The following is a 13,178-nucleotide window of genomic DNA, read 5'->3' as shown; positions in this document are numbered from 1 at the left end:
GAACCCGAACCCGAACCCGAACCCGAACCCGAACCCGAACCCGAACCCGAACCCGCCCCTACCTCCCACCCCACAATCCAAGTAAAGTGCCGCTCCCCCGCCGTACCCCTGGAAAAGGAACCGATCTCATGACCCCCAACGCCCTGGACATAGCCGTAATCGGCGCCACCGGCACAGTAGGTGAATCCCTCGTCCAGATCCTCGAGGAAGTGGCCTTCCCGGTCTCCACCCTGCACCTGCTGGCCAGCATGGAATCCGCCGGCAGCAGCGTCATGTTCGCGGGCAAGAAACTGAAGGTCCGCGAAGTGGACAGCTTCGATTTCTCCCAGGTGAGGCTGGTCTTCTTCGCCGCCAGCCCTGCCGTCAGCCGCAGTTTCGCGCCCAAGGCCATCGCCGCCGGTTGCGCGGTGATCGACCTGTCCGGCGCCCTGGACGGCGCCACCGCGCTGGTCCCGGAAGCCAACGGCGAGCGCATTGCCGAACTGTCGCAGCCCGCCCTGATCACCAGCCCGAGCGCCGGCGCAGTGGCCCTGGCTGTGGCGCTGGCGCCGCTCAAGGGTTTGCTCGATATCGAGCGCGTTCAGGTCAATGCCTGCCTGGCAGTTTCGGAGCAGGGCAGGGAGGCCGTCAGCGAGCTCGCCCGGCAGACCGCCGAACTGCTCAACGCACGCCCTCTGGAGCCGCGCTTCTTCGATCGCCAGGTCGCCTTCAACCTGCTCCCCCAGGTCGGTACACCCGATGAACAGGGCCACACCAATGTAGAACGCCGTCTGGTCAATGAACTGCGTCAGGTATTGGACCTGCCGCAACTGAAGATTTCCGTGACCTGCATTCAAGTCCCGGTGTTTTTCGGCGATAGCTTCAGTGTCGCCGTGCAAAGCCGTAATCCGGTCGATCTGGTGGCCGTCAACGCCGCGCTGGAGGCTGCCGACGGCATCGAGCTGGTCGAGCCGGGTGATTATCCGACGCCTGTGGGTGACGCGGTGGGCCAGGACGTGGTCTATGTTGGACGTGTACGCCACGGTGTCGATGAAGACCAGCAGCTCAACCTCTGGCTGACCACCGACAATGTGCGCAAGGGCGCGGCGCTGAACGCCGTGCAGGCGGCACAATTGTTGATAAAACACATGGCGTAAAAGATACTGCGAGCTATTTTGTCCTGCACCGCACAAGGGTTTTCGGGACGTTTCATACAAGGGAAGAGTTCATGCTTCGAATTCGCAAACTGGTTCTGGCCATCGCGGCAGCCTCGGCGCTGTCGTCCGGGGTGGCGAACGCTCTGGGGTTGGGTGAGCTGACCCTCAAGTCGGCGCAGAACCAGCCGCTGGATGCCGAGATCGAACTGCTCGACGTGCGCGACCTCTCCGCGGCGGAAATGGCGCCAAGCCTGGCGTCGCCGGAAGAGTTCGCCAAGGCCGGGGTGGCCTTCCCGCCTTATCTCGAAGACCTCACTTTCACGCCGGTGATCAACCCGAACGGCAAGAGCGTGCTGCGGGTTACCTCCAGCAAGGTGCTGCCGGAGCCGGTGGTCAAGTTCCTGGTCCAGGTCATGTGGCCCCAGGGCCGCCTGCTGCGCGACTACAGCGTGCTGCTCGACCAGGCCCAGGCCCAGGGTAGCCAACCGGCCCCGGCGGGCATCAACCCGGCTGTCAGTGCGGGCAGCTACACCACCAAGCGCCGTGACACCCTCTGGCAGATCGCCGCGCGCAACACCAACGGTGGCTCGATCCAGCAGACCATGCTGGCCATCCAGGCACTGAACCCGGATGCCTTCATTGGCAACAACATCAACCAGCTCAAGACCGGCCAGGTGCTGCGCCTGCCCGATCAGCAGCAGGTGCAGAGCATTCCCCAGGCCCAGGCCAACCGCGAGGTCGCCGAGCAGTACGCCGCCTGGCGCGAAGGGCGCCGCCTCGGCCCGCGTGCACGGCAGCTGGATGCCACTCGCCGTGGCGAGGCTGGCGCGGCCCCCGCGCGCATCGCCCAGGGCGACAACCTGCGCCTGGTGGCGCCCGGCGGCAAGGGCGCGGCCGGCGAGGCCAAGGCGCTGGGCGACAAGCTGGCCGTGGCCCAGGAAAGCCTCGACACCAGCCGCCGCGACAACGATGAACTCAAGAGCCGCATGGTCGACCTGCAGAGCCAGCTGGACAAGCTTCAGCGCCTGATCGAGCTGAAGAACGACCAGCTGGCGCGTCTGGAGGCCCAGGGCGCCGCGGCGCCACAGCCACCGGCAGCGGCGCTGCCGGGCGAGCCGGCTCCGGCGCAACCTGCGGTAAACGCGCAATTGACCCCTGCCGAGCCGGTGGTCGCCCCGGCGCCTGCCGCGGCCGACACCGCACCACAGGACGCGGCAGCCGAGGCGCCGGCCAGCGAAGAGCCCGGCATGCTCGACCAGTTGCTGGGCAACCCGCTGCTGTTGGGCTTGATTGCCGGTTCAGCATTCCTGGTGCTGCTGTTGTTGCTGCTGCTTCTGGCCCGCAAGCGCAAGGCCCAGCAGGAAGCTGAAAAACACCTGCGCATGGCCCGTGCCCTGGCCGAGGATGGCGAGCGTGGCCCGGACCTGGACCTGCCGCCGAGCAGTTTTGAAGGTCTGGATGTGTCGGCGCCAAGCGTGACCCTGTCGCCTGCGGTAGTCGCGGCCTCGGCCGCTGCGGCCGTTGCGGCGGAAAAACCTGCGGCGCCTGCCGACGTCGTTGCTCCGGCGGCTGATCCGCGCGCGGCGTTGCTGGCCGAGGTGGATGAAAGCCTGGCCCGTGGTCGCCTCAACCACGCCGCCGACCTGCTCGAAGCGGCGGTGGCCTCCGAGCCGCAGCGCAGCGATCTGCGTTTGAAACTGATGGAAGTCTACGCACGTCAGGGCGACCAGGACGCGTTCGCTGGCCAGGAGCGCAAGCTGGCGGTCAACGACGCGAACCAGGCCGAGGTCGCGGCGCTCAAGGAGCGCTTCCCGGCCATGCTGGGTGTCGCGGCGGTGGCGGCAGGCGCTGCCGGGGCCGCGGCCCTGGCCACCGAGCTGGATGAGCAGTATGTCCAGGACCTGCTGCAGGACAAGGAGCTGGAGCTGGGTGAAAGCGCGCCGGAGCTCGTCGTGGAGCCGGTCGTGGCGGCCGAGCCAGAACCTGAGCCAGAGCCAGAGCCTGTGGTCGAAGAGGCCGACCTGGACAGCGCCTTCGACCTGAGTCTGGGCGATGACCTGCCGGCAGATGACCACCTCGACATGGCCGGTCTCGAGGACCTGGTTGTCGAGGCGCCCGAGGCCGAGGCTGCGCCCGCCGTTGCCGAAACCGATGCCGACGACGATTTCGAGGCATTGCTCGCCCAGGCGCAGGCAACACCGCAAAATGTCGACGACTTGGCCGAATTCGACCTGGATGTCGCCGAAGAGCCGGCGGCTCCGACCGGCAGCGAGGAAGCCCCGGTGGACGTGGCGGCCGAGCTGGCGGCCTTCGAGGCGATTCCGGAGTTCGATCCGATTTCCGAGCTGGAACTGCCCGAGGACTTCGACCTGTCGCTGTCGCTGGACGACGACTCGCCGGCGGCGAAGAACTTCGCCTCGGAGCTGGACGACGTCAACGCCGAGCTCGACAAGCTGTCGCAGAACCTCGAGACCCCATCGGTTGCGCAGCCATCGTTCACCGCCGAGGACGCGGCGCTGGAGCCTGAGCCGCTGGACGACCTGGACTTCGACTTCTTCTCCGGCGCCGACGAGGTAGCCACCAAGCTCGACCTGGCCCGTGCCTACATCGACATGGGCGACCATCAGGGCGCCCGTGACATCCTCGACGAAGTGGTCAAGGACGGCGACGACAGCCAACGCCAGGAAGCCAACGAGATGCTCTCGCGCCTGGACTGACGCAAAGCTGTACATCGCGGGGCAAGCCTGCCTTCACGCAAGACGTGGGGGCGGGCTTGCCCCGCGATCATTTCGGCCCCTGCACGGTTTGCCGGTATACTCCCGCCTTTCGTTTCATCATCAGGTTTGCCGCTCTTGGACATCATCGACACCGCCGCCGCCGAATCGGCTGCCGAAGGCTACACCCGCATCGCTTTGGGCGTGGAATACAAGGGCTCGCGCTATCGCGGCTGGCAACGCCAGGCCAGCGGCGTGCCGAGTGTCCAGCAGGCCCTGGAACAGGCGCTGTCGACGGTGGCCAACGAACCTATCTCGGTGATCTGCGCCGGGCGCACCGATGCCGGCGTCCATGGCTGCGGGCAGATCGTGCATTTCGACACCCGCGCCGTGCGCGACGAGCGCGCCTGGACCCTGGGCACCAACTTCAACCTGCCCCACGACATCAGCGTGGTCTGGTCGGCGCCCATGCCTGCGCACTTCCATGCCCGCTTCAAGGCCACCGCGCGGCGCTACCGCTACGTGATCTACAACGACCCGATCCGCCCGGCGCACCTGGCCGAGGAAGTCACCTGGAACCACCGCCCGCTGGATGTCGAGCGCATGGCCGAGGCCGCGCAGTACCTGCTGGGCACCCATGACTTCAGCGCCTTCCGCGCCAGCCAGTGCCAGGCCAAGTCTCCGATCAAGCACATTCACCACCTGCGTGTGACCCGGCATGGGCGGATGATCGTGCTGGATGTGCGTGCCACCGCGTTCCTGCACCACATGGTGCGCAACATTGCCGGCGTGCTGATGACCATCGGTGCCGGCGAGCGTCCGGTGGAGTGGGCCCGTGAGGTGCTGGAGGGGCGCAACCGCCGTGACGGCGGGGTAACCGCGCACCCTTACGGTCTTTACCTGGTGCAGGTGGAGTACCCGGAAGAATACGCGCTGCCGCAGCGTTACATCGGCCCACACTTTCTTACTGGCTACGAGGCGCTGGCGGACTGACGGGGCACAGGTCATTTGCTACCATCGGCGCTTTCCCGATCACTCAAGGTTCGCTGTCCATGAGCAATGTTCGCAGCAAGATCTGCGGGATTACCCGCATCGAGGATGCCCTGGCCGCGGTCGAGGCCGGCGCCGACGCCCTCGGTTTCGTCTTCTATGCGAAAAGCCCGCGGGCGGTGGACGTGCGTCAGGCGCGGGCGATCATCGATGCGCTGCCGCCGTTCGTGACCACCGTGGGGCTGTTCGTCAACGCCTCGCGCTGCGAGCTCAACGAGATCCTCGAAGTGGTTTCCCTGGACCTGCTACAGTTCCACGGCGATGAAACCTCGGCCGATTGCGAGGGCTACCACCGCCCCTGGATCAAGGCCCTGCGGGTGCGCCCGGGGGATGACCTGGAGGCCGCCTGCCGGCACTACGCTGGCGCTCGCGGCATCCTGCTGGATGCCTATGTACCAGGCGTGCCGGGAGGAACCGGCGAGGCGTTCGACTGGTCACTGATTCCGCAACGCCTGAGCAAGCCGATCATCCTTGCCGGTGGCCTGTCGGCCGACAACGTCGCCGAGGCCATTCGCCAGGTGCGCCCGTACGCGGTGGATGTCAGCGGCGGCGTGGAGCAGGCCAAGGGCATCAAGGATGCGGCGAAGATCGAAGCCTTCATGCAGGCGGTCAAGCACGCGTGAACGCGGATGTGACGGCTGGCCGCGCGCCATCGTCCATAGCTTTCGCAGCCCGGTGCTGCCAGGCCGCGCCAGAGCGCGGGGCATGCCGGGGAAGAATTGGAGGTGGGGTGGCCCGAGGTCGGCCCATCGTCGCTTTACAGAAGAATTTGAGCTCAAGGGCAGGGCGGGGCCGCAAAGGTCTCCCCGGCCAATACTGGAGAAAGCAAGCATGAGCAACTGGTTGGTAGACAAACTGATCCCTTCGATCATGCGTTCCGAGGTGAAGAAGAGCTCGGTGCCGGAAGGGCTGTGGCACAAGTGCCCGTCCTGCGAAGCCGTGCTGTATCGCCCGGAGCTGGAAAAGACCCTCGACGTCTGCCCTAAGTGCAACCACCACATGCGTATCGGCGCCCGCGCGCGCATCGATATCTTCCTCGATCCAGAAGGTCGCGCCGAACTGGGTGCCGACCTGGAGCCGGTCGACCGCCTGAAGTTCCGTGACGGCAAGAAGTACAAGGACCGCCTGACCGCCGCGCAGAAGCAGACCGGCGAGAAGGACGCGCTGATCTCCATGAGCGGCACCCTGATGGGCATGCCGATCGTGGTCAGCGCCTTCGAGTTCTCCTTCATGGGCGGCTCGATGGGCGCCATCGTCGGCGAGCGTTTCGTGCGCGCTGCCAACTACGCCCTGGAAAATCGCTGCCCGATGGTCTGCTTCTCCGCTTCCGGCGGTGCGCGCATGCAGGAAGCGCTGATCTCGCTGATGCAGATGGCCAAGACCTCCGCCGTGCTGGCGCGCCTGCGCGAAGAAGGCATCCCGTTCATCTCGGTGCTGACCGACCCGGTCTACGGCGGCGTTTCCGCCAGCCTGGCGATGCTTGGCGACGTGATCGTCGGCGAGCCGAAGGCGCTGATCGGCTTTGCCGGCCCGCGGGTTATCGAGCAGACCGTGCGCGAGAAGCTGCCGGAAGGCTTCCAGCGCAGTGAGTTCCTGCTGGAGCACGGTGCCATCGACCTGATCATTTCCCGCGACGAGCTGCGTCCGCGCCTGGCCCGCCTGCTGGCGCAGATGACCGGCCAGCCGACCCCGGAAGCGGCCAAAGAGGTCGCCGCGGTCGCGTGATGAACCAGCGCAGCCTGGGCGACTGGCTCGCCTACCTCGAACAGTTGCACCCCTCGGCCATCGATATGGGCCTGGAGCGCTCGCAACAGGTGCTTGCGCGCCTGGGGCTGGGTACGCTGGCGCCCCGTGTGGTCACGGTGACCGGCACCAACGGCAAGGGCTCGACCTGCGCCTTCATGGCCGCGTTGCTGCGCTCGCAGGGGCTAAGGGTCGGGGTGTACAGTTCGCCGCATCTGCTGCGTTACAACGAACGGGTGCTGATCGACGGCCAGGAGGTCAGCGATGAGCGCCTGTGCGAAGCGTTCGCTGCGGTGGAGGCGGCGCGTGGCGACATCTCGCTGACCTATTTCGAGATGGGCACCCTGGCGGCGTTCTGGTTGTTCAAGCACTCCGCGCTGGACGCGGTGGTGCTTGAGGTCGGCCTGGGTGGCCGGCTGGATGCAGTCAACCTGGTGGATGCCGACGTGTCGCTGGTCACCAGCATTGGCGTCGACCACGTCGATTACCTGGGCGATAGCCGCGAGTCGGTAGCCTTCGAGAAGGCGGGAATCTTCCGTCGGGGCAAGCCTGCGCTGTGCGGTGACCTTGATCCGCCGCAGCCTTTGCTGGACAAGGTGCGCGAGCTGGATTGCCCGTTCTTCCTGCGTGGACGTGATTTCGACCTGGATAGCAGCGTTGACCACTGGCATTGGCGTGGTCGCCAGCTCGACGGTTCGCCCGTTGAACTGCGTGACCTGCCGTTGCTCGACCTGCCCATGGAGAATGCCGCCCTGGCCTTGCAGGCCTTCCTGCTGACGGGGCTGCCGTGGGATGCCGGCAAGGTTCGTCAGGCTTTGCTGGATACTCGTATCACTGGCCGTCTCGACCGGCGTGAGCTGCTGCTCCAGGGCAGGCGCGTGGAGTTGTTGCTGGATGTCGGCCATAACCCACACGCCGCCGAGTACCTGGCCCGCCGCCTGGCGGCACGCCCGGTCAAGGGGCGACGCCTGGCGGTCTTCGGCCTGTTGGCCGACAAGGACCTGGCCGGCGTGCTGGCGCCGCTGCGCGGTCAGGTCGCCGACTGGGCGGTGGCGCCGCTGGACACGCCGCGCAGCCGCCCGGCCGCGGAGCTGGCGGATGCCTTGACGAACCTCGGTGCGACGGTGAAGTCTTACGCCAGTGTTGCGGCGGCCCTCGAAGGGCAGTGCGCCCAGGCGACGGCGGATGACCAGATCCTGCTGTTTGGTTCGTTTTTCTGCGTTGGCGAGGCCCTGGCCTGGCTTGAGCGGCAGGTTTCCGAGGATGGAGTAGATGGCAGTGCTGGATAAAGGGATGAAGCAGCGCATGGTCGGTGCGCTGGTGCTGGTGGCGCTGGCGGTGATCTTCCTGCCGATGCTGTTCACCCGCGAGGACGAGATGCGCCAGGTGCGTGTCGAGGCGCCCGAAGCGCCGGCCATGCCGAATCTGCCCCAGGTCCAAGTGGAGCCTGTGCAGGTGCCGGAGCCGCAACCGCTGCCGGAGCAGAACGACCAGCCGGTAGTGGTGGTCGACGAGTCCACGTCGCCGGTGACGGCGCCAAGCCAGCCCATCGCGCCGGTAACGACCGTGGCGCAGCCCAAGCCGCAGACACCAGTGCCGACGCCGCCGGTCGCCAAGGTGGAGCCCCGTCCGGCGCCTGCACCGAGCGCGGCGCCTGCCGCTCCTGCGACCAAGCCCGCTACGCCGTCGAAGATCGACGTCAACGGCCTGCCGGTGAGCTGGTCGATCCAGCTGGCCAGCCTGTCCAACCGGGCCGGTGCCGAGAACCTGCAGAAGACCCTGCGCAGCCAGGGCTACAACGCCTATATCCGTTCGGCGGATGGCATGAACCGGGTATTCGTCGGGCCGTTGATCGAGCGCGCGGAAGCCGAGCGCCTGCGTGATGTGATCAATCGCCAGCAGAACCTGAAAGGCATCGTCGTGCGTTTCCAGCCGGAGCGTGGTTGACATCCATCGCGGGGCAAACCGGCTCCCGCCTGTCGCGTGGGCGTGGGCTTGCCCCGCGATGGTTTCAAGCCTGTAAAGCTGTCCCCAGAGTCAGCCTGCAGCCCTTCAAACACCTGACATTCCGCTTACCTCAAGCCCCCTTGCTCTGGTAAAATGCGCCGCCTCAAACGTCGGCAGGCAACACCGTGGCATTTACCTGGGTTGATTGGGCGATCATCGCGATCATCGCCATTTCCTCACTGATCAGTCTCAAGCGCGGCTTCGTCAAGGAAGCCTTGTCCCTGCTCATCTGGATTGTCGCCGGCGCGGTGGCCTGGATGTTCGGCGGCTCGCTTGCGCAGTATCTTGAAAGCTATATCCAGATGCCGTCCGCACGGGTCATTGCCGGCTGCGCCATTCTTTTCGTCGCCACGCTGCTGGTCGGGGCGATGCTCAATTTCCTCATCGGCGAGCTGATTCGCGTGACCGGGCTGTCCGGCACCGATCGCTTCCTCGGCATGGCCTTCGGCGCCGCGCGCGGGGGCCTGCTGGTGGTGGTGGCGGTCGGGCTGTTGAGCCTGGGGCCGGTGCAACAGGATCCGTGGTGGCAGGAATCGCGCCTGATACCACAATTTCTATTGGTAGCCGATTGGTCGAAGAACCTCATACTCGGGTTCAGCGGCCAGTGGATGTCCAGTGGGGTCAGCGCACCCGTTGACCTTCCGTTCAAGGAGCAGTTGCTCGGGCCGACCAAGCCCTGAGCGCGCTTCACTCAAGTTTCATCAAAGTAGGGGTTGCGTCGCATGTGTGGCATCGTCGGTATCGTCGGTAAGTCGAACGTCAATCAGGCGCTGTATGACGCGCTAACCGTGCTTCAGCACCGCGGCCAGGACGCTGCCGGTATCGTGACCAGCCACGACGGCCGGTTGTTCCTGCGCAAGGATAACGGCCTGGTGCGCGACGTCTTCCAGCAGCGCCACATGCAGCGCCTGGTGGGCAGCATCGGCATCGGCCATGTGCGCTACCCGACCGCCGGCAGCTCCACCTCGGCCGAGGCCCAGCCGTTCTACGTCAACTCGCCGTACGGCATCACCCTGGCGCACAACGGCAACCTGACCAACGTCGAGCAGTTGGCCAAGGAGATCTACGAGTCCGACCTGCGCCACGTCAACACCAACTCCGACTCCGAAGTGCTGCTGAACGTGTTCGCTCACGAGCTGGCCGTGCGCGGCAAGCTGCAGCCGACCGAGGAAGACGTGTTCGCCGCCGTTTCCCACGTGCACAGCCGCTGTGTGGGTGGCTACGCGGTGGTGGCGATGATCACCGGCTACGGTATCGTCGGCTTCCGTGACCCCAACGGCATTCGTCCGGTGGTGTTCGGCCAGCGCCACACCGACGAAGGCGTCGAGTACATGATCGCCTCGGAAAGCGTGGCCCTGGACGTGCTTGGCTTCACCCTGATCCGCGACCTGGCGCCGGGCGAGGCGGTGTACATCACCGAAGGCGGCCAGATGTTCACCAAGCAGTGTGCCGAAAACCCGAAACTCCAGCCGTGCATCTTCGAGCACGTCTACCTGGCTCGTCCGGATTCGATCATCGACGGTGTCTCGGTGTACAAGGCGCGCCTGCGCATGGGCGAGAAGCTCGCCGAGAAGATCCAGCGCGAGCGCCCGGACCACGACATCGACGTGGTCATCCCGATTCCCGACACCAGCCGCACCGCGGCGCTGGAACTGGCCAACCACCTGGGCGTCAAGTTCCGCGAAGGTTTCGTCAAGAACCGCTACATCGGCCGTACCTTCATCATGCCCGGCCAGGCCGCGCGCAAGAAGTCGGTGCGCCAGAAGCTCAACGCCATCGAGCTGGAGTTCCGCGGCAAGAACGTGATGCTGGTGGACGACTCGATCGTGCGCGGCACCACCTGCAAGCAGATCATCCAGATGGCCCGCGAAGCCGGCGCCAAGAACGTCTACTTCTGCTCTGCGGCCCCTGCGGTACGCTACCCCAACGTCTACGGCATCGACATGCCGAGCGCTCACGAACTGATCGCCCACAACCGTACCACCGAACAGGTGGCCGAGTTGATCGGCGCCGACTGGCTGATCTATCAGGACCTGCCGGACCTGATCGAATCGGTCGGTGGCGGCAAGATCAAGATCGAGCATTTCGATTGCGCGGTGTTCAACGGTGAGTATGTCACCGGCGATATCGACGAAGCCTACCTCGACCGCATCGAGCAGGCCCGTAATGACCTGGCCAAGGTGAAGACCCAGGCTGTCAGCGCGATCATCGACCTGTACAACAACTGATTTGGGAGCGACGGCATGACCGAACAATGGGATGCCGGTCGACTGGACAGTGACCTCGAGGGTGTCGGTTTCGACACCCTGGCGGTGCGCGCCGGTCAGAACCGTACACCGGAGGCCGAGCACAGCGAAGCGCTGTTCCTGACCTCCAGTTATGTTTTCCGCACGGCCGCCGACGCTGCCGCGCGCTTTGCCGGCGAAACGCCGGGCAATGTCTATTCGCGCTACACCAACCCGACCGTGCGTGCCTTCGAGGAGCGCCTGGCGGCCATGGAAGGCGCCGAGCAGGCCGTGGCCACCTCCACCGGCATGGCGGCGATCCTCGCCGTGGTCATGTCGCTGTGCAGCGCCGGCGACCACGTACTGGTGTCGCAGAGCGTGTTCGGCTCGACCATCAGCCTGTTCGAGAAGTATTTCAAGCGGTTCGGCGTGCAGGTGGACTACGTGCCGCTGGTCGACCTGAACGGCTGGGAAAAGGCCATCAAGGCCAACACCAAGCTGCTGGTCGTCGAGTCGCCGTCCAACCCGCTGGCCGAGCTGGTCGATATCAGCGCCCTGGCCGAAATTGCCCACGCCCGTGGCGCGCTGCTGGTGGTGGACAACTGCTTCAGCACCCCGGCCTTGCAGCAACCGCTCAAGCTCGGTGCCGATATCGTGTTCCACTCGGCGACCAAGTTCATCGACGGCCAGGGCCGTTGCATGGGCGGCGTGGTGGCCGGTCGCAGCGAGCAGATGAAGGAAGTCGTGGGCTTCCTGCGCACCGCCGGCCCGACCCTCAGTCCGTTCAACGCCTGGGTCTTCACCAAGGGCCTGGAGACCCTCAAGCTGCGCATGCGCGCCCACTGCGAGAGCGCCCAGGCGCTGGCCGAGTGGCTCGAGCAGCAGGACGGCATCGAGAGGGTCCACTACGCCGGCCTGCCGAGCCATCCGCAGCATGAACTGGCCAAGCGCCAGATGAGCGGCTTCGGCGCGGTGGTCAGCTTCGAGGTGAAGGGCGGCAAGGAAGGCGCCTGGCGCTTCATCGACGCCACTCGGGTGATCTCGATCACCACCAACCTCGGTGACAGCAAGACCACCATCGCCCACCCGGCCACCACCTCCCACGGCCGTCTGACGCCGCAGGAACGTGAAGCGGCGGGTATCCGCGACAGCCTGGTGCGCGTGGCGGTCGGGCTGGAAGATGTGGCCGACCTGCAAGCCGACCTGGCCCGCGGCCTGGCGGCGCTGTGATCGACTGGAAGGGTGGCGAGCCCGGCCATAATGGTCGGGTGGCCCTGGTGACCGGTGCCGCCCGCGGCATCGGCCTGGGCATCGCCGCCTGGTTGATCTGCGAGGGCTGGCAGGTGGTGCTCAGCGACCTGGACCGCCCGCGTGGCGCCAAGGTCGCCAAGGCCCTGGGTGACAATGCCTGGTTCATCACCATGGATGTGGCCGACGAGGCCCAGGTCAGTGCCGGAGTGTCCGAGGTGCTCGGGCAGTTTGGCCGGCTGGACGCGTTGGTATGCAACGCGGCGATCGCCAATCCGCACAATCAGACCTTGGAGAGCCTGTCCCTGGCCCAATGGAACCGGGTGCTGGCGGTCAACCTCAATGGCCCGATGCTGCTGGCTAAGCATTGCGCACCTTATCTGCGCGCCCATGGTGGGGCGATCGTCAACCTGGCTTCCACCCGTGCCCGGCAATCCGAGCCGGATACCGAAGCCTATGCCGCCAGCAAGGGCGGGCTGGTCGCCTTGACCCATGCCCTGGCCATGAGCCTGGCGCCGGAGATCCGCGTCAATGCCGTGAGCCCGGGCTGGATCGATGCCCGTGATCCCTCGCAGCGGCGCGCCGAGCCTCTGAGCGAGGCTGACCATGCCCAGCATCCGGCTGGCCGGGTAGGGACGGTGGAGGACGTGGCAGCGCTGGTGGCGTGGCTGCTGTCGCGCCAGGCGGGGTTCGTCACCGGCCAGGAGTTCGTGGTAGATGGCGGGATGACCCGCAAGATGATCTACGCCTGAGCTGTAACCTGTTGAGATGCAAGAGAAAGGGGCCGAGAGCCCCTTTTTTTCGGTTTGTCCCGGCCCTGTCGCGGGGCAAGCCCGCTCCCACGCTGTGGGCGTCTGGATTGTGGGGGCGTGCTTGCCCCGCGATCAGGCTGCTTTTTTGCCCTTTTTGAAAAAAACTTCAATGGGGGTATTGACTTAGCATCGGTACCTGCGTAAATTTCGCGGCCTCAGCGAAGCAAACGCAACAAGCAACATCGCGGGGGTGATTAGCTCAGCCGGGAGAGCATCTGCCTTACAAGCAGAGGGTCGGCGGTT

At 65.8% G+C, this 13,178-nt stretch carries 11 protein-coding genes; all 11 read left to right on the top strand.

The features are described 5' to 3' along the window. Nucleotides 1-128: 128 nt before the first annotated feature. The 11 genes from ACODS9_RS26000 to ACODS9_RS25950 all read left to right on the top strand — a co-directional run bounded on the left by ACODS9_RS26000 (nucleotide 129) and on the right by ACODS9_RS25950 (nucleotide 12,875). On the top strand, nucleotides 129-1,136 hold the full coding sequence (locus tag ACODS9_RS26000) for an aspartate-semialdehyde dehydrogenase (RefSeq protein ID WP_401112406.1): 1,008 nt from the start codon (nucleotides 129-131) through the stop codon (nucleotides 1,134-1,136). Nucleotides 1,137-1,207: 71 nt separating this feature from the next. Further along, complete coding sequence (locus ACODS9_RS25995; RefSeq protein WP_489095081.1) at nucleotides 1,208-3,853, top strand: motility hub landmark protein FimV; 2,646 nt, start codon at nucleotides 1,208-1,210, stop codon at nucleotides 3,851-3,853. A 135-nt stretch (nucleotides 3,854-3,988) separates the two neighbouring features. After that, entirely contained in the window at nucleotides 3,989-4,843 is an 855-nt protein-coding gene (gene truA / locus ACODS9_RS25990; protein ID WP_023632367.1) for a tRNA pseudouridine(38-40) synthase TruA, read from the top strand. A 59-nt stretch (nucleotides 4,844-4,902) separates the two neighbouring features. After that, a complete protein-coding gene (locus ACODS9_RS25985; RefSeq protein WP_489095080.1) occupies nucleotides 4,903-5,523 on the top strand; it encodes a phosphoribosylanthranilate isomerase in 621 nt (206 codons plus the stop codon). Between the two features lie 208 nt (nucleotides 5,524-5,731). Beyond that, nucleotides 5,732-6,625 carry an acetyl-CoA carboxylase, carboxyltransferase subunit beta gene (gene accD / locus ACODS9_RS25980; protein WP_028690439.1) on the top strand — a complete coding sequence of 298 codons (894 nt, stop codon included), beginning with the start codon at nucleotides 5,732-5,734 and terminating at the stop codon, nucleotides 6,623-6,625. Continuing rightward, nucleotides 6,625-7,932: a bifunctional tetrahydrofolate synthase/dihydrofolate synthase gene (folC, locus tag ACODS9_RS25975; RefSeq protein ID WP_489095079.1), complete on the top strand. Its 1,308-nt coding sequence runs from the start codon at nucleotides 6,625-6,627 to the stop codon at nucleotides 7,930-7,932. The genes accD and folC overlap by 1 nt, the downstream gene beginning before the upstream one ends. Then, nucleotides 7,916-8,590 (top strand): SPOR domain-containing protein, encoded by a 675-nt coding sequence (locus tag ACODS9_RS25970; protein ID WP_489095078.1) that lies wholly within the window; start codon nucleotides 7,916-7,918, stop codon nucleotides 8,588-8,590. Before folC ends, ACODS9_RS25970 begins: the two co-directional genes overlap by 17 nt. Nucleotides 8,591-8,775: 185 nt before the next feature. Beyond that, nucleotides 8,776-9,330: a CvpA family protein gene (locus tag ACODS9_RS25965; RefSeq protein WP_038706536.1), complete on the top strand. Its 555-nt coding sequence runs from the start codon at nucleotides 8,776-8,778 to the stop codon at nucleotides 9,328-9,330. A 42-nt stretch (nucleotides 9,331-9,372) separates the two neighbouring features. After that, nucleotides 9,373-10,878: an amidophosphoribosyltransferase gene (gene purF, locus ACODS9_RS25960; RefSeq protein ID WP_023631895.1), complete on the top strand. Its 1,506-nt coding sequence runs from the start codon at nucleotides 9,373-9,375 to the stop codon at nucleotides 10,876-10,878. A gap of 15 nt (nucleotides 10,879-10,893) precedes the next feature. Further along, nucleotides 10,894-12,105, top strand: a complete 1,212-nt coding sequence (locus ACODS9_RS25955) for an O-succinylhomoserine sulfhydrylase (RefSeq protein WP_489095077.1) — start codon at nucleotides 10,894-10,896, stop codon at nucleotides 12,103-12,105. Continuing rightward, complete coding sequence (locus tag ACODS9_RS25950) at nucleotides 12,102-12,875, top strand: SDR family oxidoreductase (protein ID WP_367858295.1); 774 nt, start codon at nucleotides 12,102-12,104, stop codon at nucleotides 12,873-12,875. Before ACODS9_RS25955 ends, ACODS9_RS25950 begins: the two co-directional genes overlap by 4 nt. The last annotated feature ends 303 nt before the right edge of the window (nucleotides 12,876-13,178 follow it).

It is taken from the genome of Pseudomonas sp. FG36 (genome assembly GCF_057809275.1).
Note: the sequence above shows the minus strand (reverse complement) of the source record. Positions and strands in the feature narration are given on the sequence as shown.